The organism is Halosegnis longus (genome assembly GCF_009663395.1).
GTDB lineage: Archaea > Halobacteriota > Halobacteria > Halobacteriales > Haloarculaceae > Halosegnis > Halosegnis longus.
In genome coordinates, this window is the sequence record NZ_QKNW01000001.1 from 1,673,025 (window position 1) to 1,696,117 (window position 23,093).

At 66.5% G+C, this 23,093-nt stretch carries 22 protein-coding genes; 15 read left to right on the forward strand and 7 right to left on the reverse strand.

The features are described 5' to 3' along the window. The first annotated feature begins 42 nt into the window (after nt 1-42). Genes DM818_RS09040 through DM818_RS09050 form a run of 3 tightly spaced genes read left to right on the forward strand, consistent with a single transcriptional unit; the run spans nt 43 to nt 2,674 of the window. A complete protein-coding gene (locus DM818_RS09040) occupies nt 43-489 on the forward strand; it encodes a DUF5788 family protein (RefSeq protein WP_123124339.1) in 447 nt (148 codons plus the stop codon). Next, complete coding sequence (locus DM818_RS09045; protein WP_153952601.1) at nt 486-2,222, forward strand: helix-hairpin-helix domain-containing protein; 1,737 nt, start codon at nt 486-488, stop codon at nt 2,220-2,222. The genes DM818_RS09040 and DM818_RS09045 overlap by 4 nt, the downstream gene beginning before the upstream one ends. Continuing rightward, on the forward strand, nt 2,219-2,674 hold the full coding sequence (locus tag DM818_RS09050) for a Mut7-C RNAse domain-containing protein (protein WP_233571966.1): 456 nt from the start codon (nt 2,219-2,221) through the stop codon (nt 2,672-2,674). Before DM818_RS09045 ends, DM818_RS09050 begins: the two co-directional genes overlap by 4 nt. Here the strand turns inward: DM818_RS09050 and DM818_RS09055 are convergent. Further along, nucleotides 2,671-3,570, reverse strand: coding sequence for a DUF7139 domain-containing protein (locus DM818_RS09055; protein WP_075937081.1), 900 nt, complete (start codon nt 3,568-3,570; stop codon nt 2,671-2,673). The genes DM818_RS09050 and DM818_RS09055 overlap by 4 nt on opposite strands. A gap of 107 nt (nt 3,571-3,677) precedes the next feature. Between DM818_RS09055 and DM818_RS09060 the strand changes: the two genes are divergently transcribed. Next, the gene (locus DM818_RS09060; RefSeq protein ID WP_075937080.1) at nt 3,678-4,643 is read left to right on the forward strand and encodes a sugar phosphate nucleotidyltransferase; all 966 of its coding nucleotides are present in this window, start codon (nt 3,678-3,680) and stop codon (nt 4,641-4,643) included. Between the two features lie 144 nt (nt 4,644-4,787). On the opposite strand, the gene DM818_RS09065 is transcribed toward DM818_RS09060, so the two are convergent. From DM818_RS09065 to DM818_RS09080, 4 genes are all read right to left on the reverse strand, one after another. Then, nucleotides 4,788-5,507 carry a diphthine--ammonia ligase gene (locus tag DM818_RS09065; RefSeq protein WP_075937079.1) on the reverse strand — a complete coding sequence of 240 codons (720 nt, stop codon included), beginning with the start codon at nt 5,505-5,507 and terminating at the stop codon, nt 4,788-4,790. A 31-nt stretch (nt 5,508-5,538) separates the two neighbouring features. Further along, complete coding sequence (locus DM818_RS09070) at nt 5,539-6,654, reverse strand: DUF373 family protein (RefSeq protein ID WP_075937078.1); 1,116 nt, start codon at nt 6,652-6,654, stop codon at nt 5,539-5,541. Between the two features lie 38 nt (nt 6,655-6,692). Continuing rightward, entirely contained in the window at nt 6,693-7,685 is a 993-nt protein-coding gene (gene sppA / locus DM818_RS09075) for a signal peptide peptidase SppA (protein WP_075937077.1), read from the reverse strand. Nucleotides 7,686-7,766: 81 nt separating this feature from the next. Beyond that, nucleotides 7,767-8,657, reverse strand: a complete 891-nt coding sequence (locus tag DM818_RS09080) for a coiled-coil protein (protein ID WP_075938413.1) — start codon at nt 8,655-8,657, stop codon at nt 7,767-7,769. Nucleotides 8,658-8,952: 295 nt separating this feature from the next. Here DM818_RS09080 and DM818_RS09085 point away from each other — a divergent pair, with 295 nt between their 5' ends. Continuing rightward, nucleotides 8,953-9,372: a DUF371 domain-containing protein gene (locus tag DM818_RS09085; protein ID WP_075937076.1), complete on the forward strand. Its 420-nt coding sequence runs from the start codon at nt 8,953-8,955 to the stop codon at nt 9,370-9,372. A gap of 188 nt (nt 9,373-9,560) precedes the next feature. Here the strand turns inward: DM818_RS09085 and DM818_RS09090 are convergent, their stop codons facing one another. Continuing rightward, the gene (locus tag DM818_RS09090; protein ID WP_153952602.1) at nt 9,561-11,477 is read right to left on the reverse strand and encodes a beta-CASP ribonuclease aCPSF1; all 1,917 of its coding nucleotides are present in this window, start codon (nt 11,475-11,477) and stop codon (nt 9,561-9,563) included. A gap of 233 nt (nt 11,478-11,710) precedes the next feature. On the opposite strand from DM818_RS09090, the gene DM818_RS09095 reads away from it, so the two are divergent. From DM818_RS09095 to DM818_RS09135, 10 genes are all read left to right on the forward strand, one after another. Then, entirely contained in the window at nt 11,711-12,400 is a 690-nt protein-coding gene (locus tag DM818_RS09095) for an AzlC family ABC transporter permease (RefSeq protein ID WP_123124338.1), read from the forward strand. After that, complete coding sequence (locus tag DM818_RS09100) at nt 12,397-12,759, forward strand: AzlD domain-containing protein (RefSeq protein WP_123124337.1); 363 nt, start codon at nt 12,397-12,399, stop codon at nt 12,757-12,759. The genes DM818_RS09095 and DM818_RS09100 overlap by 4 nt, the downstream gene beginning before the upstream one ends. 36 nt (nt 12,760-12,795) lie before the next feature. Further along, nucleotides 12,796-13,023: a DUF2061 domain-containing protein gene (locus DM818_RS09105; RefSeq protein WP_123124336.1), complete on the forward strand. Its 228-nt coding sequence runs from the start codon at nt 12,796-12,798 to the stop codon at nt 13,021-13,023. 50 nt (nt 13,024-13,073) lie between these two features. After that, nucleotides 13,074-14,546: a proline--tRNA ligase gene (gene proS, locus DM818_RS09110; RefSeq protein WP_123124335.1), complete on the forward strand. Its 1,473-nt coding sequence runs from the start codon at nt 13,074-13,076 to the stop codon at nt 14,544-14,546. Nucleotides 14,547-14,821: 275 nt separating this feature from the next. Continuing rightward, entirely contained in the window at nt 14,822-15,049 is a 228-nt protein-coding gene (locus tag DM818_RS09115; protein WP_075937070.1) for a hypothetical protein, read from the forward strand. After that, the gene (locus DM818_RS09120; RefSeq protein ID WP_075937069.1) at nt 15,042-15,914 is read left to right on the forward strand and encodes a hypothetical protein; all 873 of its coding nucleotides are present in this window, start codon (nt 15,042-15,044) and stop codon (nt 15,912-15,914) included. The genes DM818_RS09115 and DM818_RS09120 overlap by 8 nt, the downstream gene beginning before the upstream one ends. Nucleotides 15,915-15,952: 38 nt before the next feature. Then, nucleotides 15,953-16,369, forward strand: coding sequence for an NUDIX domain-containing protein (locus DM818_RS09125; RefSeq protein WP_075937068.1), 417 nt, complete (start codon nt 15,953-15,955; stop codon nt 16,367-16,369). A 99-nt stretch (nt 16,370-16,468) separates the two neighbouring features. Beyond that, complete coding sequence (gene gltB, locus DM818_RS09130; protein ID WP_449272346.1) at nt 16,469-21,016, forward strand: glutamate synthase large subunit; 4,548 nt, start codon at nt 16,469-16,471, stop codon at nt 21,014-21,016. A gap of 37 nt (nt 21,017-21,053) precedes the next feature. Further along, nucleotides 21,054-21,221, forward strand: a complete 168-nt coding sequence (locus tag DM818_RS14975) for a hypothetical protein (RefSeq protein ID WP_172977311.1) — start codon at nt 21,054-21,056, stop codon at nt 21,219-21,221. A 35-nt stretch (nt 21,222-21,256) separates the two neighbouring features. Further along, entirely contained in the window at nt 21,257-22,249 is a 993-nt protein-coding gene (locus DM818_RS09135; RefSeq protein ID WP_075937066.1) for an NAD-dependent epimerase/dehydratase family protein, read from the forward strand. Here the strand turns inward: DM818_RS09135 and DM818_RS09140 are convergent. Further along, nucleotides 22,246-23,076: an alpha/beta fold hydrolase gene (locus DM818_RS09140; protein ID WP_172977312.1), complete on the reverse strand. Its 831-nt coding sequence runs from the start codon at nt 23,074-23,076 to the stop codon at nt 22,246-22,248. The two genes, DM818_RS09135 and DM818_RS09140, sit on opposite strands and share 4 nt — an antisense overlap. Nucleotides 23,077-23,093 lie beyond the last annotated feature (17 nt).

The following is a 23,093-nucleotide window of genomic DNA, read 5'->3' on the forward strand; positions in this document are numbered from 1 at the left end:
GCGCCGGGCGTATTTTGGTCGCGGAGGCCGTTTCGTCGGACAATGCAGGAGTACGAGCGCGAGATACTGCTCGAACGAATCGGGCGCGAGAGCGCCACCGTCGGCGCGTCCATCCCCGACCGTATCGAGGTGCAGGGCGAGGAGGTCGATCTGCAGGAGTTCGTCTTCGAAATCAAGCGCCGGGATACGATTCCGGACGGCGAGCGTGAGCGCGTCGAGCGCGCGAAGAAGAACCTCCGACGGGAGCGACTCCAGCGCAAACAGCGCATCGAGGGCGAGACGGACGAGGACCTCACGTTCACGGACGGCGAGCAGTTGGCCGAAGATATCATCGGTATCGACCGGGCGCTCGCGGCGCTCGAATCGCTCCGGCCGACGGATATCGAGGGAGAGCGCGAGCGCCAGGAGACGGCCGACACCAAACGCTGGCTGAACTTCCTGAAACAGGCGCTCGGCCACGAGAATAACTCGCAGTTGGGTGGACGATGAGCCGAAACGCCGCCGTCGCCGACCGACTCGACGAGATGGCAGACCGGCTTGAGGCCACCGGCGTCGAGTACAAACCCCGCGCCTACCGGCAGGCGGCCGACAACATCCGCGGCCACACCGTCGCCATCGAAACGCTCGCCGAGGAGGGCGTCGCGGGCGTCAAACAGATCGACCGCGTCGGCGACGCCATCGCACAGAAGGTCGTCGAGTATCTCGACACCGGGGAAATCGAGGAACTGGAAGCGTTGCGCGAGGAGCTACCGGTCGACATCGAGGCCATCACGCGCGTCGAGGGAGTCGGACCGAAGACCGCGGCCGACCTCTACGAGACGCTCGGTATCGAGGACTTGGACGACCTCGAAGCCGCGGCCGAGGCCGGCGAGATTCAGGAAGTGAAGGGATTCGGCGCGACGACCGAACAGAACATCCTCGACGGGATTCCCTTCGCCCGCGAGAGCCACCAGCGCGAGCTACTGGGCGATGCCCAGCCGCTCGCCGACCGCCTGCTCGCGTATCTGCGCGACCTCGATGCGGTCGAGGCCGCCGACACCGCCGGGTCGCTCCGGCGCTGGCGACCGACCGTCGGTGACGTGGACGTGCTGGCGGCAAGCGACGCTGGCGAGGCGGTAATCGAGCAGTTCACCGACTTCGACGGTGAGATCATCGAGGCCGGCACCTCGAAGGCGAGTCTGCGCGTCGACGGCCTGCGCGTCGACCTCCGGGTCGTCGTCACCGAGGAGTGGGGAAGCGCGCTCCAGTATTTCACCGGCAGCCGCGACCACAACATCGTCGTCCGCAACCGCGCGCTCGATATGGACCTGAAGGTGAACGAGTACGGCGTCTTCGACGTGTCGGAGGTGGACGACCCCGACGCCGGCCAGCGGGTCGGCGAGCGCGTCGCCGGCGAGACCGAGGCCTCGATGTACGAGGCGCTCGATCTGCCACACATCCCCCCAGAACTCCGCGAGGACAGGGGCGAAATCGACGCCGCGGCCGCCGGCGACCTCCCGACGCTCATCGAGGAGGGTGACCTCCGTGGCGACCTCCACCTCCACACCGACGCCTCCGACGGGCAGGACTCCGTTGCCGGGATGATTCAGGGAGCCGCCGACCGCGGCTACGACTATCTCGCCGTCACCGACCACGCGACCGGTCCGGGGATGGTCGGCGGCGTCGGGGTCGGCGACGATGGCCTGCTCGAACTCGCCGAGACGGTTCGCGAGGCGGCCAGCGACACCGACCTCCGCGTGTTCACGGGCGTCGAGGCGAACATCGGCGAGGACGGCTCCGTCAGCGTGGCCGACGACGTGCTCGCGGACCTCGACTGCGTAGTCGCCTCGCCACACGCCGCGCTCGACGGTGACGGAACCGATCGACTCGTCGCCGCCGTCGAACACCCCGAGGTGAACATCCTCGGTCACCCGACCGGTCGACTGCTGAACCGCCGTGAAGGACTCGACCTCGATATGGAGCGAATCGCAGAGACCGCCGCGGCGAACGATACCGCGCTTGAAATCAATGCGAATCCGAGCCGGCTCGACCTCCGGGGTGGCTACGTCAAGCAGGCAATCGAGGCCGGCACGACCATCGTCGTCAACACCGACGCCCACCAGCCGTCGAGTCTCGATTTCGCCCGGTTCGGCGTCCACACCGCTCGCCGCGGCTGGGCCGAGGCCGACGACGTGCTCAACACGCGAAACGCCGACGGAATCGCCGACTTCCTCGGACTGTGAGCGACGGCCCGTTCCTGCTCGACGTGATGTGCGGGAAGCTGGCGACGATGCTCCGGGTGTGTGGCTACGACGCCGCCTACGCGCTCGACCGCGGGGTACAGGACGACGACCGCCTGCTCGACATCGCGCGGCGCGAGGACCGAACCCTGCTCACCCGCGATGTCGAACTGGCAACGCGGGCCGGCGACCGGGGTGTCTGTCTCACCGAGCGCGACACCGACGGCCAGCTGCGCGAACTCGCGGCCCGCGGACTCGACATCTCGCTCGACCCCGACCCGGACTACTGTGGTGACTGCAACGGACCGGTCGAGGCTGTTCCCGACGGGGACCCGACGCCCGACTACGCGCCGTCGACGGACGAGTGTGCCGTCTGGCGGTGTCGCGACTGCGGGCAGTGCTTCTGGAAAGGGTCACACTGGGACTCGATGAAGGAGCGACTCGCGGCGATTTAGTCGGCCGTCCACTCTGAGCAGGCGTCCATGTCGTCCATGACCTCCTCGTGAAGCCCGCAGTACGGCTGCAGACCGTCGTCGGTGCGGACGTACTTGAACTCGCTACAGTTGCCACAGTAGCGGTCGCCGACGGCGGACTCACGGTCCGATGTCGTGGAAAGCTGGTCGACGCCCGGCTCCGGCGAGGACCCGTCGACCTCTTGAATTGACTCCGTCGTCGCGCCGCCGTCGGAGCCGAGCACCTGCGCGCCGCCCGTCCCCGGCGTGGACTGCTGGCGCGAGCGGGTCGTCTCCGGAGCGTTCGTCTGTGTCTCGGCGTCGCCGTCGGGCGTCTCGCCGAGCAGCCCGATACCGCCCAGCCCCTGCCGGAGCCGGTCGTTCGACACCTCGACGACGCGGGTCTTCCCCTCGCGGGTGACCTCCAGCTTGACGGTGCCGCCGGGGTCGTTGCGCGCCTTGAAGTTCGCGACCGCGACGAAGAGACTCCAGAACGTCGTGATGACGCCGACGAAGTAGACGGCCGTCACGGGGAGGGTGTAGTCGGGCGTCATCCCGAACCAGTTGCTCGGGTAGACGCTGACGAAGGCGACGACGCCGGCGACGGCCACGACCGCGCCGGCCCAACTCGCGAGCCGAATTCCGCGTGAGGCCTTCGGGAGGACGGTCATCGCGCCGAGGAAAATCGCCGGCAGGCCAAGCCCGGCGAACACGCCCGCGAGCGTCCGCGTCGTCGTCACGTCGAAGCCCGCGACGCCGCCGCCGCCGGAGGAGGTTCCGAACACGATGCCGACCACCGTGGCAACCGCGCCGGCGGCGAACAGCCCGAGGCCGGCGTAGAGCCGCTGTCGACCCGGCCCGCTCGCCCCACCGTCGTACACGTCAGCGAGGCTTGTCATACCGTCCGTTCCGCAGCAACTACTAAAAAACTGTGTCAGACACGCGGCACACGTGCGCACCTGTGTATGAAAAAGCCCTTGATAATCCCCCTCGGAGCCTACTGAATATGAAAGCAGTCGTCCTCGCCGGCGGATACGCGACCCGGCTTTGGCCCATCACCAGACACCGCCCGAAGATGCTCCTCCCCATCGGCGACACGACGGTCATCGACCGCGTGTTCGCCGAACTGGAACGCGACGACCGCATCGAGGAGGTGTTCGTCTCCACCAACGAGGCCTTCGCCGACGAGTTCGAGGCGTACCTCGCCGAGGGCGACTTCGAGAAGCCCGTCCTCTCGGTGGAAGACACCACGGGCGAGTCGGAGAAGTTCGGCGTCGTCGGCGCGCTCGGCCAGCTCGTCGAGCGCGAGGGCGTCGCGGACGACCTCGTCGTCATCGCCGGCGACAACCTCATCGGCTTCGACGTGTCCGAGTTCATCGACGCGTTCGAGTCACACGACGCCCCGACGCTCGCTGCCTACGACGTCGGCTCGCGCGACAAGGCCACCTCCTACGGCGTCATCGACGTGGAGGACGACCGCGTCGTCGACTTCGAGGAGAAGCCGGACGACCCGCCGAGTTCCCTCGTCTCCATCGCGTGTTACGCCTTCCCCGAAGAGAGCCTCCGGTTCGAGGAGTATCTCGCCGACGGCAACAACCCCGACGAGCCGGGGTGGTTCATCCAGTGGCTCGTCGAGCACGACGAGGTGTACGCGTTCCCGTTCGACGAGGCGTGGTTCGACATCGGCACGCCCGAGTCGTATCTCGCTGCCGTCGCGTGGGCGCTCGACGGTGAGTCTCTCGTCAGCGACGACGCCGTCGTCATCGACTCCGACATCGGCGAGAACGTCCACGTCATGGCGGGTGCCCGCATCGTCGACTCCACGCTCTCGAACACCGTCGTCTTCGAGAACGCTACCGTCCTCGACTGTGAGATTCACGACTCCATCATCGACGAGGAGACGAAAGTCGAGGATATCGACCTCGCGGGCGCGCTCATCGGCGCACACTCACAGCTCGGCAACACCGAGTAGCACCTCCTTGCTGTTCGGGCTTCCGCGCGCGCCTTCGGCGCACTGCGGGAGCCACTCACAGCAAAAGTCTGTATCAAAACTGCAGCCGAGCCTCCCGTCGGTCGGCTCGAAGAACCGTTTGCTCCGCTCACGGACACGCTCAGCTTACTGTTCGGCAAGCCACGCGTCGGTAATCTCGATGTGGCCACGATCACCTTCCCACACCGTCTCGTACGCCAGATTGATGCGCCGGTCCATGTGCGGGCCGTCGACGACGAACGTCTCGAACTCGCCGCCCTCTCCGAGGACGTGGACGCCGTACTCCTCGTTGAGCGATTCGAGTTCGGCGATGGCCTCGCGGTCGAGGGTGCGCCCGAGCCACGACTCGTCTAACCCGTAGGCAGCGACCTGAATGATGAGAATCTCGAAGCCAGCATCGAGCATCGCGTCCGCCAACTCGCGGGGGTCCTCCTGCCACAGCGGGGCGAACAGCTCGGCGTCGAGCCGGTCGCACATCGCCTGAATGCGCGAGGTCTGGTACTCGCTTTCGACCGCACCGGCAGTGATACCACCGATACCACCCCACTCTTCGTGCAGCGTTTCGAGTGCGCGCTCCAGCGGTTCGAGTTCGGCGTCGCCCTGCTCGCCGGAGTCGACGGCGCTGTCGGCCTCGAAATCCGACGGCTCGACCTCCAGTAGCTCGATGCCGACCGACTCGGCGGCCAGCCGGGCGAGGTGCGTCGCCGGCGTGTGATACATGTAGGAATCCCCCTCCGGGTGGACGGTGACGAGTCGCTCGACCGGGTGGCCGGCCTCGAGTGCGCGGTACAGCGCCCACGAGGAGTCCTTGCCGCCGGAGAACAGACTCACCCACGGTGTGTTCATACCCGGACACGGCGCGCTCGGGGTTTAGCAGTCACGGACTGGACAGCTCGCCGACCTCCTCGCGGTCGGTGATGTAGCTGACGACGAGGATGCCACAGACGGAGACGGCGAGGCTGGCGGCGACGAACAGCGCCAGTCGCTCTAACGTCGCGAGTTCGAAGGGGGCGACGGAGATCGGCCCGAAGGAGAGTGCCGGCACCCGTGCCGGCCCGAGCACGTCACCGCGTTCGAGGAAGTAGCCAGCGAAGCCGCGGACGACGAGTCCGACCGCGACCACGCCGAAGGGGAGGTTCAACAGGGCGGACCGAACCGACTCGTCTTCGAGCAGTTCGTCGGCCAGTCGGCCGGCAGAGGCAGCGAGCGCGGCCGTCGCCAGCCACGGCACCGCGGTGTAGACGAACTCCATCACCGCGAGGAACGGGTCGTCCATCCCGGTCGCGGGAATCGCGCCGACGAACGCCCCGATGAGGGTCAGCCCCGCCGCCACCACGTAGGTGACGAGCGACACCTGCCCGGAGTAGAACGCCTCGCGAATCTGGCCGGGGAGATCGTTCGCCAGCTCGTCCACGCCCAGACCCTTGTACAGCAGGAACACGCCCAGCGCGGCGACGACGATAGCGACCGCGAGCGTCACCGACTCCGCGAGCAACAGGAGTATCGGAAACGCCAGCAGCGTCGCGCCCAGCGGGACGAGCACCGTCGACCGCAGCTCCTCGTCGGCGAGGAACTGTTTGAGCACGTAGTACGTCGACTCGATGTCGTGGCTCTGGCGCACGACGACGCGGTCGACGGCGTCGACTCGGAGCCGCGACTCCACGATGTGGACCAACCGCTCGGCCTCGGCGCTCGCGACGACCACGACCGCCGAATCCGGATTCACGCGCTCGATGATGGTGTCGAGTCCGGCCGCGACGGCGCGGTCGGCACTCACCGCGTCACCGCCGCCCGACACCACCGCCACCTCTGCGTCTTCGTTCTCGTCGCGCAGGTCGCGCGTCACCTTCAGCGCCTCCAGCGTCGAGTTCACCCGGGAGTCACCGGGGTCCTCGATGCCGATGTCGGTGACGAGCGCCCGCACGGCCTCCCAGCCGATGACCGGCTCGTCGGTCAGGCCAGCGCGGTCGACACACACGACGAGAGTCGTCACGTTCCGTTGGAGGCCACGTCGGGTGAAAAGTCTTCAGCCTACCGCCGGAGCCGGAACTCGGCGTCGCCGTCCACGCTGTCGGTTACCCCGCGCCCGAACGCGTACGCCATCGACGCCGCCCCACCCCGGACCGCCGACAGCGGGCCACGCGACGGCTCGAACTCGCGGACCGTCACCTCACCGAGGTCCGCTTCGAGTTGCTCCTCCACGTCGCGGCGCGTCCCCAACTCGTCGACCAGTCCCAGCTCGGCGGCCTCGGGGCCGAGATACACCTTCGCCTCCGTCGACCGGACGAACTCGGGGTCGAGGTCGCGGCCCGCTGCGACCACGTCGACGAACTCGTCGTAGTAGCCGTCGACAATCCCCTGGAGGTACTCGCGCTCGTCCTCCTCCAGTTCGGTGAACGGGACGCCGGCCTCCTTGTACTCGCCGGCGGTGAACTGCTCGTACTCGACGCCCGCGGTATCGAGCAGCTCCGTCGCCGTGAACCGCGAGCCCCGAACGCCGATGGAGCCGACGACGCTGCCGGTGCGTGCCCACAGCTCGTCACAGGCGCTCGCAATCCAGTAGCCGCCCGACGCGCAGGTGTCGGTCGTGTACGCAATCGCCGGCCCGTCGAACCGCTCGATTGCGAGCCGGATGTCGTCGCTCGGAACGACCGCCCCGCCCGGCGTGTTCAGCTTCACGAGCAGCGCCTCCACGCCGGGGTCCTCGTCGGCGCGGTCGATCTGTTCGGTAATCTCGTCTGCGCCCGGCGTCGTCGGCGAACTCGGGAGCGTGCCGCCCCCGCCGTCGCGCATGATTGGTCCCTCGACTGCCACCTCTGCGACGTTGTACGCCGGATACTTCCCGTCGAGCAGTCGGCTCGCAAGCTGGAGTGCGGTGAGCACGCTCGCGAGCACGAGGAGAATCCCCAGCAGGTCCGCGAGGTCCGCCACTTGCTCTACGAACAGATACCAGCTTACGACGGCCGCCACGACGACGCTCACGGCGAGCGCGGCGACGCGACCGAGTGTTCGTCCCAGACTCATACCGACAGTGGTAGAGCCACGGCGATAAATCCCGACGCCGCCGCTGTCGGGTCGGTAAAAACAGAGAGAGAAATACCGCGATTACAGCAGGCCGGTCTTCTGCAGCTTCATGAGGTCCTCGGTGTCGAGGGTCTCGCCGTTCTGGAAGGCCTCGTAGATTTCCTCGGCCTCCTCGCGGGCCTCCTCTTCCTTGGCCTCGCGGGCCTCCTGCTTTTCGTCTTCTTCCTCCTTGTCGAGCTCGCGGAGCCGCTTTTGAACGCGGACGAAGTCGTCGTGGTGCTGGTCGGCAGCCTCCTGTGCCTCGACGAACTTCTCGTGCCACTCGTCGGCGTCGTCGCGAATCTCGTCGGCCTCTCGGTAGGCCTCGATCATCTGGTTGTGGTGCTCTTGGGCCTTGTCGGCGAGCTCCGTCACCTTCTGGTGGTGTTCGGACGCCTCGGCGCGGACCTCCTGGGCCTTCTCCTTGACCGCTTCGAGGTCGCCGGACTGGTCGAGCTTCTCCTTTCGCTCGGCCAGCTGCTCGCGTTTTTCTTCGATCTCCTCGATGAGCTCGCGCTCGTCCTCGGTGGAGAGCACCTCGGTCTGCTGTTTGAACTCCAGATCCTCGATTTCGCTTTCGAGGTCGTCGACGGACTTCCCCTCCGAGAGTTCGAGGTCGTCCTTGCGGTCGTCGACCTTGTCGAACAGCTCGTTGGCCTTGGCGTTGAGCTCGTTGCGCTTTTCCTTGTGCTCTTGGACCTGCTCGTTGAGCTCGTCGCGCTTCTCGCGGTGCTCTTGTGCCTCGTCGACCTTCTCGCGGGTCTTGGCGTTGAGCTCGTCGCGCTTGGACGCGCGCTCGGAGGCGAGCTGGTTCAGCTCGTTGCGCCGGTCTCGCAGTTGACCAGCCTTCTTGATGAGCTGTCCCTTGTTGTTCGTCTCTAGTTCGTCGTCTGTGAGTTCTACGTTGTCGCTGCTTTCGATACTGTCACTCATAGTTGTATTCGATTCCATTACCGCTCCGGGTACAGCGCCAGCTACTGAAAAACGAGCAACCACGGACAAGTGCATTCCCTGTCATTCTGGTTGGCTGGCGGTGCTTGAACGCCGGATGCGTTCTGGTAGTTCCACGTTACTTGCACTGGTACATAAAGATTTCCCACCCTGCGACGGCTGAAACGGCCTCACACACCCCACAGCGACCGCGTGAAGCGTTACCACACGCTCCGGAGCGATACATAAACGAACGGCGAGTCAGCGGGCTGAAGTCGCCGCGTCGCCACCTCCGCGTATGCCCGAAACCGAGACCGTTCGCGCACGCGGCCACGAGCACGTCGCCGCCGAGCACGCGAGCACGTGGGAGCTAACGAGCGACGACTGGCTCACCCCCGCCGGCGACTGCATCCTGGGTATCGAAGCCGACACCACGCCCGCCGACTTCGACTCCGCGTTCGTCGCGGCGTGTCAGTCCCACGACGCCACCATCGAGGCGACGCTCCGTGTCGGCGACCGCGAGCAGACGATCGTCGGCTCCGGCCATCCCGACCTCTCCTTCGCGGACGACCGCAGCCTCGTCGCCCGCACCAGCGACTACGTCGACGACCGGACGGTGATGGTGAACGCCGACACCGCCGCCGAGGGAGTCGACCGAGAACTGGTCAACGGGCTCGCCGACGGCGGCTCCGTCGAGTGTGTCTTTCGTGTCGAGTAGTCTGGTGACAGTCTGACTGGGGGCTCTTGTTTCGACTTCTCTGATTGCTCTGTCGTGACCAGCCGGAAAGCACCGGGCGTGTCGCGGTGCTGGTCCCGAGGCCAAGCAACGAGAGCGGTGCTGTCGCTGTCAAATTCACACCAAACAGGGTAACGCCGTCAGAACCGAATCCCCGACCGAGCGGAGGGCTACTTAAATCGGAACGTCTCCAGATTCTTCGGGGCGAAGGTGCGCATGTTGTACTCGTGGTACAGCGCGCTGGAGAAGTCCTGCACGGACGACTCGTCGCCGTGGACACACAACACCTTCTCCGGGCGCGGATTCATCGTCTTCACGAAGTTCTCCAGCCCCTGTCGGTCGGCGTGACCGGAGAAGCCGTCGACGGTCTCCACGTCCATCTTCAGGGTGAGGTTGCCGGAGCGGCGGCCGTCGTTCATCGGAATCTCGTCCCAGCCGTTCTGGATGCGCCGACCGAGCGTCCCCTGTGCCTGATAGCCGACGAAGACGAGGCGGTTGTCCGGGTCGGGACCGAAGTGGTGGAGCCACGACATGATGGGACCGCCGGTGACCATCCCCGACGTGGAGAGCACGATACACGGGCCGCCGTCGGCTACCTCCTGTCGCTCCTCCTCGCCGCCGTCGATGTGGTTGAACTGGTCGGCGAGGAACGGGTTCTCGTCGTCGTGGAAGATGCGGTCGCGGAGGTCATCGCGCAGGTATTCGGGGTAGGTTGTGTGAATCGCCGTCGCCTCCCAAATCATCCCGTCGAGGTGGACCGGCATCTCCGGGATGTCGCCGCTCCGCATTGCTTCCTCCAGAACGAGCATGATTTCCTGTGACCGGCCGACCGCGAAGGCCGGAATCACGACCTTGCCGTCGCGCTCGTACGCCTCGTTGATGACCTTCTTGAGCCTGCGCTCGGAGTCGGCCTGGTCGGTCTGGTAGTCGTTGCGCCCGCCGTAGGTCGACTCCATGACGAGCGTCTCGACGCGCGGGAACTCGTTGACGGCACCGTTGAACAGGCGGGTGTCGTCGTAGTGGATGTCGCCGGAGAAGGCGACGTTGTAGAGCCCGTCGCCGATGTGGAAGTGGCTCACGGCGGAACCGAGAATGTGCCCGGCGTTGTGCATCGTGAGCTTTACGTCCGGCGCGATGTCCGTCACGTCGCCGTACTCGATGGGGACGGTGTGTTTGATGGCCTCACGGACCTGCGAGGACTCGTACGGAGGCGTGCGCCCCTCCTTGGCCGCCACGTCGAGGTAGTCGAGCGTGAGCAGTCCCATCAGGTCGCGCGTCGGTTCCGTGCAGTAAATCGGGCCGTCGTAGCCGTACTTGAACAGGAGCGGAATCAGCGCCGAGTGGTCGAGGTGGGCGTGGGTGAGCACGACCGCGTCGATGGTGTTCGCGCCGGCACCGAGCGCCTCCGGCACCTGCAGGTAGGGCACCTCGCCCTCCGCGCCGGGTTTGTCGCCGCAGTCGACGAGGATGCGCGTCTCCGGCGTCGAGATGATGAAGCTCGCGCGGCCGACCTCGCGACAGCAGCCGAGCGTCGTAATCCGGACCCACTCGTCGTCGGACATCTCCTCACGGTGAATCTGGCGGCCGACGCGTTCGAGGATGTCACGTCGCTCTTCGCGCTCCTGTTTGAGGAAGTTCCGGACGTTCGAGACCGTCGAGGACTCGATTGGTGGCGTCCGGACGACCTCGGGCGTCCAGCCGACCTCCTGGGTAATCTCGCGGAGGGTGGAGCCGTGGCGGCCGATGACCATCCCCGGCTTCTCGGCTTCGATGAAGATCTCCCCGGTGTCGGTGTGGAAATCGAGGTCGGTGACGCCGGCTTCCTCGGGGATGATATCACGGACCGTATCCTCGGCCTCACGCGGATGTGAGAGCACGTCCGGGTCCGGCCGAACGGTGATGCGCTTTCGAAGCTTGGAGGCGAGCCGGCGAACGAGGTCGCCGTCGCTGGCGAACTCCTTCGGGTCGCGCGTATACACGACCAGCTCCGGTCCCTCGTAGGTCACGTCCGAGATAGTGATATCCGAAGGAACCTCGTCTTCGATCTCTGCTTGTAGGTCGTCGAGTTGCCGCTCTACTGAGCTCATAGGTAGTAGGTGGGGCCCGGAACGCGCTGCGGCGCTGTCTCAACTGCAGACTGCGACGCGGCGCTTGTGTACGTAATCGTCATACGGTTTCTCAGTCACGCGCAGTGACTGCGGGACACTGTACCGGAAAACCCGCTTACATCGGTGTAGGATTCCATTCGCATAAAAGGCTTCCCAAAGCGGGAACCGACGGCGACGGGAACACTTCTAACCGACCGCTTACACACTCCGGTATGTCGTTTCTCGCAGACTTCCGTACGGGCGCACGCGATACCGCCCCTGTCGTCCTCGGTATCATCCCGTTCGGGCTGGTCGCCGGCGCGGCCGCCGTCGAGGCCGGACTCACCGGCGGACAGGCCCTCGGCCTCTCGGTTATCGTCTTCGCGGGCGCATCCCAACTCGCGGCTATCGGCCTGCTCGGTGACGGTGCGCCCTTGGCCGTCGTCGTCGGCACCGTGCTCGTCATCAATCTCCGGATGGTGATGTACTCCGCGTCGATTGCCCCGCACATCGCTCGGGCGCGTCGTCGGTGGAAGGCGCTCGGTGCGTATCTCCTCACCGACCAGGCGTACGCCCTCTCGCTCGCGAAGTTCCGCAACTCCGAGACCGCAGGTATCGGCTACTATCTCGGCACCGCCGCCCCGCTGTGGGTGTGTTGGCAACTCTGTACCGTCCTCGGCGTCGTCGTCGGGGCACGCGTCCCGCCGTGGCTTCCCCTCGATTTTGCGCTCCCGTTGGTCTTTCTCGCCCTGCTCGTCCCCGCAGTCGAGGACGGCGCGACCGGGATGGCGGCGCTCGTCGGTGGGACGCTCACCACAGTCGCCGTCGGCCTACCGTACGAACTCGCGCTCCCGGTCGGGGCCGTCGCGGGTGTGGTCGCCGGTGTCGCCACCGACGCCGTCCTCGGGGGTGAGCCGCCGTGACCGCCTCGAACACGACCATCTGGCTCGCCATCCTCATCGGCGGGGTCGGCACGTACGCGATTCGCGGCTCGTTCATCGCGCTGTACGGTCGGCTCGAACTTCCGGCGGGCGTCGAGAACGCGCTCCGATTCGTGCCGGCGGCCGTCCTCGCCGCGCTCGTCGTCCCCGAACTCGCACAGGTGGACGGAACGCCGGTCGCACAGACCGGACTGCCACCGGGGGAGGCCGTCGTCGAGCTCATCACGGGTGACCGCGTGCTCGCGGGACTGCTCGCGGCCGTCGCCGCCTACGTGACCGAGGACGTACTCGCCACCATCGTCGTCGGGATGGGCGCGCTGCTCGCGCTCGGGGCACTGTAGCAGAACAGCCTTTGCTCCGGGTGTCTCGTTCCCGATATGGGACTTCGGTCACGGCTCCGCGCCCCGCTGCAGGCGCGCCGGCGCGTCGTCGTCAAGACGGCCTGCTACCGACTCGTGATGGTGTGCGTCTCGATTCTCGTCGCGTATCTCGTTGTGGGGGATGTGAGCGACGCGCTCTCGATTGGCCTGATTACGAACGTCGTGAAGACGCTCACCTACTACGGCTACGAACGGCTCTGGGACCGTATCGCGTGGGGAACCTAACGGCGGGCGGAAACGACCGTGTTTAAGCGACCGCCCGGACACGATAGCGTATGAGCGACGACGGCGACGAGTCCGATGCGCAGTCTCTCGGCATCACGAAACGCAAGGAGTACGAGACCGGCGAGTGGTACGCGGAGGTCGTCCAGAAGGCCGACCTCGCGGACTACGCTCCGATGGGCGGGTTCATCGTCGTGAAACCACGCGGCTACGCGCTGTGGGAACAGGTCCAGGAGAACCTCGACTCGTGGTTCAAGGCCACCGGCGTCGAGAACGCCTACTTCCCGATGATGATTCCCGAGTCGTATCTCGAACGGGAATCCGACATCGTGGAAGGGTTCGACCCCGAGGTGGCGTGGGTCACCCACGGCGGTCACGAGGAGCTGGAGGAGCGACTCGCCGTTCGACCGACGTCGGAGTCCATCATCACGCCGTACATGGCCGAGTGGACGCGGTCTCACCGCGACCTCCCGCTGCGATTGAATCAGTGGTGTTCGGTCGTGCGCTGGGAGGCGACGGACACCAAGCCGTTCTTCCGGACCAAGGAGTTCCTCTGGCAGGAGGGCCACACCGCCCACGAGAGCGAAGCGGACGCGTGGGAGGAGACGATGACCCGCCTCGAACAGTACAACCGCCTCTACGAGGACGTGCTGGCGATGCCGACCACGCTCGGCCGCAAGCCCGACCACGACAAGTTCCCCGGCGGCGAGACGACGACGACCGTCGAGGCGCTGATGCCCGACGGCAAGTCGCTGCAGGCGGGGACGAGCCACTATCTCGGCACCGGCTTCGCCGAGGCCTACGACCTCACCTACCGCGACGAAGACGAGGAAGAGCAGGTGTGTCACACCACTTCGTGGGGGCTGTCGTGGCGCGCACTCGGCGGACTCATCATGACTCACTCCGACGATCAGGGCCTCGTGCTCCCGCCGACGGTCGCGCCCGAGCAGGTCGTCATCGTCCCCATCTGGCAGGAGGACACCCGCGAGGAGGTGCTCGAGTACTGCGAGCAGCTCCACGCCGAGCTCGACGCCGACGGCGTCCGGGTCGTCCTCGACGACCGCGACGAGCGCAACCCCGGCTTCAAGTTCAACGAGTGGGAGCTGAAGGGCACCCCCGTCCGCATTGAGGTCGGTCCGAACGAGGTCGACGACGAGGAGATTACCCTGGTCCACCGGCCGGACGGCGAGACCGAGACGGCCGCCCGCGAGGACCTCACCGACGCGACCGAGGACGCCCTCGATACGGTGTACGCGAAGCTGTACGCCGACGCCGAGGCGAATCTGGAGGAGAACGTGCGCGAGGCCCACGGCCGCGGCGAGATTCTCGGCACGCTCGGCCAACACGGCGGCTACGTCAAGACCGGCTGGTGTGGCGAGGAGGCGTGTGAGACGGAAATCAAAGACCAGATCGCGGCCGAAATCGTGATGCTCCCGCTGGAAGAAGACACCGACCCCGTCCACGAGACCTGTGGCGTCTGTGGCGAGGACGCGACGGAGACGGCGTTCTTCGCGAAGAACTACTAACGCACTTTTTTGCCGACTCGGGCTTCCTCGCGCGCCTTCGGCGCGCTGTGGGAGCCACTCGCGGCAAAAACCTGCACTAAAAACCGCAGCCGCGCCTCCCGTCGGTCGGCTCGGGGAAACGACTCGCTCGGCGTATGCTTGTGGGGTGGAGCGATTCGTGGTACTGTCATCGGTGTGGTGTTTTCCCCTTGATCCCTCGAAACACGCCAATTCTGCCCTCGCCTGGAGGTCACGCCGATGCAATGCTTATATCGCTGACCCGTCTTATCACGAGTATGTTGAATCGACTCAAGGCGATGAATCAGGTCACCAAAATCGAGTACGGGTTGATGGTCATGACAGCCCTGCTCGCGATTGGGGCCGGATTCGCACCGGTGGGGCGCGAGGAGAGCGTCCTCTTTGCGGCGGTGTTTCTCGGGATTACGATTGGTCTGTGGGTGTCACACCTGCTGACGATGTTACACACTGCGGTCGTGCAAAACGACGCTCGAACCAATGGCTGAGGACACACCACCGGGACAGGCAATCGGTGAGGAGTTCGGCAACTTCGCCAGCTTTGCGCTCGTCTCGGGGATGGTGTCTGCCATCTTCGTCGCGGCGTTCCTCACGGCGTTCCCGGGCCGTATCGGCCGGTACTTCGGTGGTATCGCCATCGCGGTGTTGCTCATCACCTTCGTCGTCGGGCTGACGCTCGACCTACTGGGCTTTTTCGGCAACGAGTCGTCGCTCACCCGCGAGCAGGAATCGACGCCCTTCGAGGAGACCGACCGCTACCAGCGCGTCCGCTCACAGTCGAACGAGCCGCTGCCCCGTCAAATCAACTTCAACGAGGAAGTGACGGCGCTGAAAGAGTACTTCGACGGCGACGTACCACGGGCGGCACAGTCGTTCTTCATCGAGTACGAGAAGCTCAAATCCAGTAGTTCACGCCGGAAGACACAGGCAAGCAGCGTCCGGTCGGCGCTCAACCCTGTCCTCGCGTTGGTCGACGACGAGCAACTGGAAGCCGACCTCGAACAGATGGGTGAAGACCTGTTCGCGTACATCAAATCCAACCCCGCGGAGAACATCATCGTCTCCGAGATGACGCTCACCCACGACGGCACCGAACAGTCCGTCATGGAGACGCAAGGGGAGACGGCCCACCTCACGGCCACCCTCCACAACGAGGGCGAGGCGGTCGAGGCCGAGCTCTCGATTCGGTTCACCAACCCGAACGGGGCGAAGATCATGGAGACGACGCTCCCGACCGGCCGGCTCTCGACGGAGGAGCAAATCGAGGTCAGCACGGACCTCCTCGTCCCGCCCACGGCCACCGACATCCACTTTTCGATCATAAACGCACGGCAGGTGGACACGGCGGCCTGACCCGAACCGTTTCCTCACTACCCGTCGTACCGTCTCCGATGACCGAGCCCGCATTCGACGAGATTCTCCCTGCTGTCGCCGGCATCGTCCCGACGACGGACGACCGACTGCTCTTCGTCCACAACGAGGTGTTCGACGCGTGGACGCTCCCGATGACAGCCGTCGAGCCGGGCGTCTCGCTGGAGACCGCCCTCCGAAACGAGGTCGAAACCGAGTCCGGACTCACCGCCGACCCGGTCGAACTCACCGGCGTCTACTCGAATCCGAACGTGCAGGCCGTCCAGTACGAGTCGGGCGAACTCGTCCACTACGTGACGACGTGTTACCGGTGTCGCCCGGTCGACGCGCCGGCCTCGCTCGACGGCTATCCCGACGCCGAACTGTTTTCGGTCGCCAACCACCCGTATCTCGGCTACATGCAGCAGTGGCTCGACGACGGTCTCGCCGTCGAATAACGCCTATATAGGCGGTCAGAATTCTCGAAGGTACATAATATGGGTCTAATGACCCCTTACATTTGGAGCGGAACAAAGATAAGGTCCAGACGGCTAGCAATGGTAATGCCTGACAACGCACACGGGGGGGCCACTGAGCTACTTGCCGACCCCGACGAGACGCGCGCGAACTGCGGGGTCGGCGTCGTATTTGACCTCGACGGCGGCGCGAGCCACCAGCCCATCGCCGAAGGACTGGAACTGCTCGGTAACCTCGAACACCGCGGCACCACCGGCGCGGACCCGAACACCGGTGACGGCGCGGGGATTCTTCTCCAGATACCGGACCAGTTCTACCGCGAGGAACTCGACGTGTCGCTCCCGCCGGCCCGCGAGTACGCCGTCGGCACCGTCTTTCTCCCGCCGAACGAGAACGCCGCCGGCGACCTGCGTGACATGGTCGCCGACGAGTTCACCACACACGGACTTGAGGTGTTGACGTGGCGAGCCGTCGAGACGAACAACGACGACCTCGGGCCGACCGCGCTGGAGTCGGAGCCGCGCATCGAACAGGTGTTCGTCGCGCCCGAGACCGACCTCGACGGCGAGTCGTTCGACCGCCGACTCTACGAGGCCCGCCGCGCCGTCGAGACCCGCATCGAGGACACCCGCCCGCCCGGCGGTGGCCGCTTCTACGTCTGCTCGCTCGACCGCAAGACCGTCGTCTACAAGGGACTGCTCACCGCCGAGCAGCTGGTCGAGTATTTCCCGGAACTCTCCGACGAGCGGGTCGCCTCCACGTTCGCGATGGTCCACGCCCGGTTCTCGACGAACACGCTCGGCGCGTGGCACCTCGCGCACCCGTACCGGAACATCATCCACAACGGCGAGTTCAACACCATCAAGGGGAACGTCAACTGGATGCGGGCCCGCGAGACCGATATCGACCACGACGGCCTCGACGTGGACACGGTCAAGCCAATCATCGACGACCCCGACCAATCCGACACCGCGAGCGTCGACAACGCGCTCGAACTGCTGATGCAGGGCGGCCGGAACCTCCCGCACGCGCTCCGCATGCTCATCCCCGAAGCGTGGCGCGGCGAGGCGAATCAGGTGTCCGAGGAGCGCCGCGAGTTCTACGACTACCACGCCTCGCTCGTCGAGCCGTGGGACGGGCCGGCGCTCGTCTGTGCCACCGACGGCGACCGCATCGGTGCCGTGCTCGACCGCAACGGCCTGCGGCCGTGTCGCTACGACGTGCGCGAGGACAACACCCTCGTGATGGCCAGCGAGGCCGGTGCGCTCGACACCGACCCCGCAGAGATTCGCGAGCGCGGGCGGCTCTCGCCCGGCCAGCTGTTCCTCGTTGACCCCGAGGAGGGCCGCGTCGTCCCCGACGACGAGGTCTTCGATTCGCTCACCGACGAGAAGTACGGCGAGTGGGTCCGCGACCAGCAGCTCCCGCTCGATTCGCTCGCCGACCACGACAGCCACGAGCCGAACGCCGGCGACGACCTCCGGGCGCGACAGGCGCTGTTCGGCTACACCCGCGACCAGCTCGACGAGATGCTCGAACCCATGGCCCGCGACGGGAAAGACCCCGTCGGCTCGATGGGCGACGACACGCCGCTGTCGGTGCTCTCGGAGTTCAATCGGCCACTGTTCACCTACTTCAAACAGCTGTTCGCGCAGGTGTCGAACCCGCCACTCGATTACATCCGCGAGGAGATGGTCACGTCGATGGAGACGCGACTCGGCAACCAACGGAACCTCCTCGACGAGACGCGGGAACACGCAAAACAGGTCGTCGCCGAGTCGCCCGTCCTGACGAACGGGGAACTCGACGCGCTCCAGTCGCTCGACGGGAGCGACGACGTGAACGGGCTCTCGACCGTGACGCTTGACGCGACCTACGACACCGACGGCGACCTCGAAGCCGCCGTCCGCGAACTCCGGATGGAGGCGACCGCCGCCGCGAAGGAACACGACGTGCTCGTGCTCTCTGATCGCGACGCCGGGAGCGACCGGCTTCCGATTCCCGCGCTCCTCGCGGTCGGTGGCGTCCACCACCACCTCGTCCGCAACGGGCTTCGCAACCGCGTCGAACTCGTGGCCGAATCGGGGGACCCGCGCGAGGTCCACCACGTCGCCGCCTGCATCGGCTACGGTGCCGGAGCCGTCAATCCGTATCTCGCCTACGAGTCCGTCACCGACCTCGTGGCCGGCCCGGACGGGGCCGACGAGCAGACCGCACTCGGGGCGTACGTCCACGCGCTCGAAGACGGCGTGCTCAAGACGATGGCGAAGATGGGGATTTCGACGGTCGAGAGCTACCAGGGTGCCCAGATTTTCGAAGCCGTCGGACTGGATTCCGACTTCGTCGCCGAGTACTTCGAGGGGACGCCCGCCCGCACCGAGGGCATCGACATCGACGACATCGAAAGCGACCTCCGGAAGCGCCACGCCGTCGCCTTCGGCGAAGGGGAACCGGAACTCGAACACCAGGGAGAGTACGACCATCGCTCGTCGGGGATGTTCCACGAGTGGAACCCCTCCACCGTGGGGACGCTCCAGCAGGCCGTTCGCTCGGGCGACTACGAGCAGTATCTCAAGTTCGCCGAGCAGATGAACGACCAGCAGGACCAGCTCCAGACGCTGCGTGGGCTCCTCGAACTCGACTCCGACCGCGCGCCCGTCGCCGTCGAGGACGTGGAGCCGGTCGAATCCATCGTCGAGCGGTTCGCCACCGCGCCGATGTCGCTCGGCTCGCTCTCGCCGGAGGCCCACGAGAACAACGCGATGGCGATGAACCGGCTCGGCGCGAAATCCGGCACCGGCGAAGGCGGTGAGCCGCCGGAACGGTTCGACACCGAAAAGGAGTGTGCGGTCAAGCAGGTCGCGTCCGGCCGCTTCGGCGTCACGTCGGAGTATCTCGCCAACGCCGAGGAGATTCAGATTAAGATGGCACAGGGGTCCAAGCCCGGCGAGGGTGGCCACCTGCCCGGCGAGAAGGTCAACGAGATGATCGCTCATGTCCGGTTCTCGACGCCGGGCGTCGGGCTCATCTCGCCGCCGCCGCTGCACGACATCTACTCCATCGAGGACCTCAAACAGCTGATTCACGACCTGAAGGCCGCGAACCCGGACGCCGACATCAACGTGAAGCTCGTCGCCGAGGCCGGCATCGGCACCATCGCGGCCGGCGTCGCGAAGGCCAACGCCGACGCGGTCCACATCTCCGGTCACTCGGGCGGCACGGGCGCGTCCCCGCGCACGTCAATCAAGAACGCCGGCCTGCCGTGGGAACTCGGACTGTCGGAGGCGAACCAGATGCTCCGGGCGACGGACCTCCGCTCGCGCATCCGCGTCAGCACCGACGGCGGTCTCAAGACCGGCCGCGACGTGGCCGTCGCGGCGCTGCTCGGGGCAGAAGAGTACGTCTTCGGCACCGCGCCGCTCGTCACCTCCGGCTGCGTGATGGCCCGGCAGTGTCACGAGAACACCTGTCCGGTCGGGGTCGCCACCCAGCGTGGCGTGCTCCGCGAGCGGTTCCCCGGCCAGCCGGACCACGTCATCAACTACATGACGTTCATCGCCCAGGAGCTGCGCGAGCTGATGGCCGAGTTGGGCTTCGAGACGGTCGAGGAGATGGTCGGACACGTCGAGCATCTGAGCCAGCGCGACGACGTGACACAGGAGAAGGCGCGCAAGCTCGACCTCTCGGCGATGATCGCCGACCAGCCGGGCGAGGCGCGCACCAAGACCGAGCCACAGACCCACGAGATTGCAGAGGCGCTCGACTGGGAGCTAATCGACGAGGCCGAGGCCGCCATCGAACAGGGTGAGCCGGTCCACATCGACCGCGACATCTCGAATCACCACCGCGCGGTCGGCGCGACGCTCTCGAACCGCATCTCGACGAAACACGGCGGCGACGGCCTGCCAAACGACACGATTCGGCTCGACTTCACCGGCACCGCGGGCCAGAGCTTCGGCGCGTTCCTCGCGCCCGGCGTGACGATGCAGCTCACCGGCTCCGGCAACGACTACGTCGGCAAGGGGCTCTCGGGCGGCCGCATCATCGTCAACACGCCCGACGTAGCGACGTACGAGCCGGAGAAGAACATCCTCGTCGGCAACGTCGCCCTCTACGGTGGCACCCGCGGCGAGGCGTACATCAACGGGATGGCCGGCGAGCGATTCGCCGTCCGCAACTCCGGCGTGAAGGCGGTCGTCGAGTCGGTCGGCGACCACGGCTGTGAGTACATGACCGGCGGCGTCGTCGCCGTGCTCGGCGAGACGGGCAAGAACTTCGCGGCCGGGATGTCCGGCGGCGTCGCCTACGTGCTCGACCGGGAGGGCGACTTCGAGCAGTCGGTCAACAAGGGGATGGTGTCGGTAACCGAGGAGCTCAACGAGTCCGACCGCGCGATGCTCCGGCGGCTGGTCGAGAACCACGTCACCTACACCGACTCCGACCGCGGCCAGTACGTCCTCGACAACTGGGAGTCGGAGCTGGAACACGTCGTGAAGGTGATGCCCGACGCCTACGCCGGCGTGCTCGAAGAGGGTGCCGACGACGTGCGCGAGGACCTCCCCGTCCGCCCGGACGCCTCCGCGCGGGCGAACGACGAGGAGTCCGGCTTCGTCACCGGCGACGACTGAGCAGAACGGTTATCCCGCCTTCGCTACTCCTTCGGCCGTGGTCTCAAAGAACACCCAGCGGTCGATTCTGTTCGCCTTCGTCGCGACGGGGCTGTGGGTCGTCACCGGTCGTCTGACCGACAGCACCCTGCTCCGGTGGGGGCTGCTCGTCGGCGTCGGCGTCATCCTCCCGACGATACTCGCCCAGCGGGACGGCGACGACTGAGAACCGTTTTCCCATCTCCCTCCGGAGACGTGACCATGACAGCGACGGCACTCGTCATCGGCGGGACGCGGTTTATCGGTCGCCACACGGTGAGTGAACTGCTCGACAACGGCTACGACGTGACCGTGTTCAACCGCGGCAACCACGAGAACCCCTTCGCGGACCATCCGGACGTGGCCCACGTCGAGGGGGACCGGACCGAGGAGGGCGAACTCCGACTCGCCGGCGAGCGGGTCGCCCCCGACATCGTCATCGACTGCGTGGCCTACTATCCGCGAGACGTGCGGGTCGCGACGGACATCTTCGCCGACGTGGACGCGTACGTCTACATCTCCTCGGGCGCGAGCTACGGGGCAAAGCGCATCCCCAAACGCGAGGACGAGACGCGGCTCCGCGACTGCACGACCGAGCAGGCGACCGACGACAGCGACGCGACGTACGGCCCGCGCAAGGCCGAGGGCGACCGCGCCATCTTCGCCGCCGCCGAGGATGGCGTCAACGCGATGGCCGTCCGCCCGCCGGTCGTCTACGGGCCCCACGACTACACGGAGCGGTTCGACTACTGGATCGACCGCGTCGACACCCACGACGAGGTCGTCGTCCCCGGCGACGGGACGAACCTCTGGCATCTCGTCTACGTCGAGGACGTGGCCAGCGCGCTCCGCATCGTCGCCGAGGAGGGCGAGGCCGGCGAGGCGTACAACGTCGGTGACGGCCACGCGCCCGTCCTCGGGGAGTGGGTCGACCGCATCGCCGACGCCTGCGACACCGAGGTCGAGACCGTCTTCGCCGGCCCGCGTGAACTCGCCGCGGCCGACCTCGAGCTGACGGACTTCCCCCTCTACATCGAGTATCCACACCTGCTCGAAACGGCGAAGATTCGCGAGTTAGGCTGGGAGCCGACGCCGTTGGCGGAGACGGTCGCCGCGACGGTCGAGGCCCACCGCGACTCCGACCGCACCGGCCGCGACAACGGGCCCGACCGCGAGGCGGAAGAACGCGTGCTCTCCGTGCTGGAGACGTTTTAACCGCGCACGCCGGCACAGAACTCGCGGAGCGTCTGGCGGACGAACGCCGGTCGGTCGACGTAGGAGACGTGGCCGGCCTTCGGTATCTCCCGAAACTCGCCGTCGGGCAGGCGCTCGCTCATGTAGCGGCCGTGTCGCTGCACCTGTGGTATCTCGTACTCGCCGACGAGATGGAGCGACGGCACCGTAATCTCGTCGTACGCGATGAATTCCTCGTGGTAGCGCTCCAGCGCCGCGTCCACCTTCGCACGCTCGGCGTCGTCCATCGCCGGCACGTCGTCGCCGTGGCGGTCGTGGACGCGCTCGATAGCCGCCATATCCCCCTTGCCGCGCTCGTCGAACCGGAGCGAGTCGAGCCGAACGAGGAGGTCCTTCACGCGCTCGCGCCCGAGCAGCGGCGCAAGCGCGTTGACGAGTGCGGGTCGGTAGGGCTCGATACGTTCGCCCAGGGAGAGTGGTTCGGGCACCTCTGCCCCGAGCGTGACGAACCCGGCACAGGCGTCGGTGTATCGGGCCGCATAGCAGAGCGCGACGAAGCCACCCAGCGAGTGGCCCACGACGACCGGCGCGCCGAGGTCGAGTTCGGTCACGAGCGCGTGTACGTCGTCGGCGAACAGCCCGACCGAGTAGCTGTCGCGCTCGGAGCCGCCCGTCCGCCCGTGGCCGCGCAGGTCCGGCACGACGAGTCGGGACGCGTCTGCGAGCGGGCGGGCGAGTTCGGCCCACGGCCGACCGTCCATCATCGTCCCGTGAAGCAAGACGAGCGGGGGTCCCTCGCCGGCCGTCTCGTAGCACAACTCGGTGCCGTTCGCCGTGACGGTGGCCATCGGCCTGCGTACGGCCG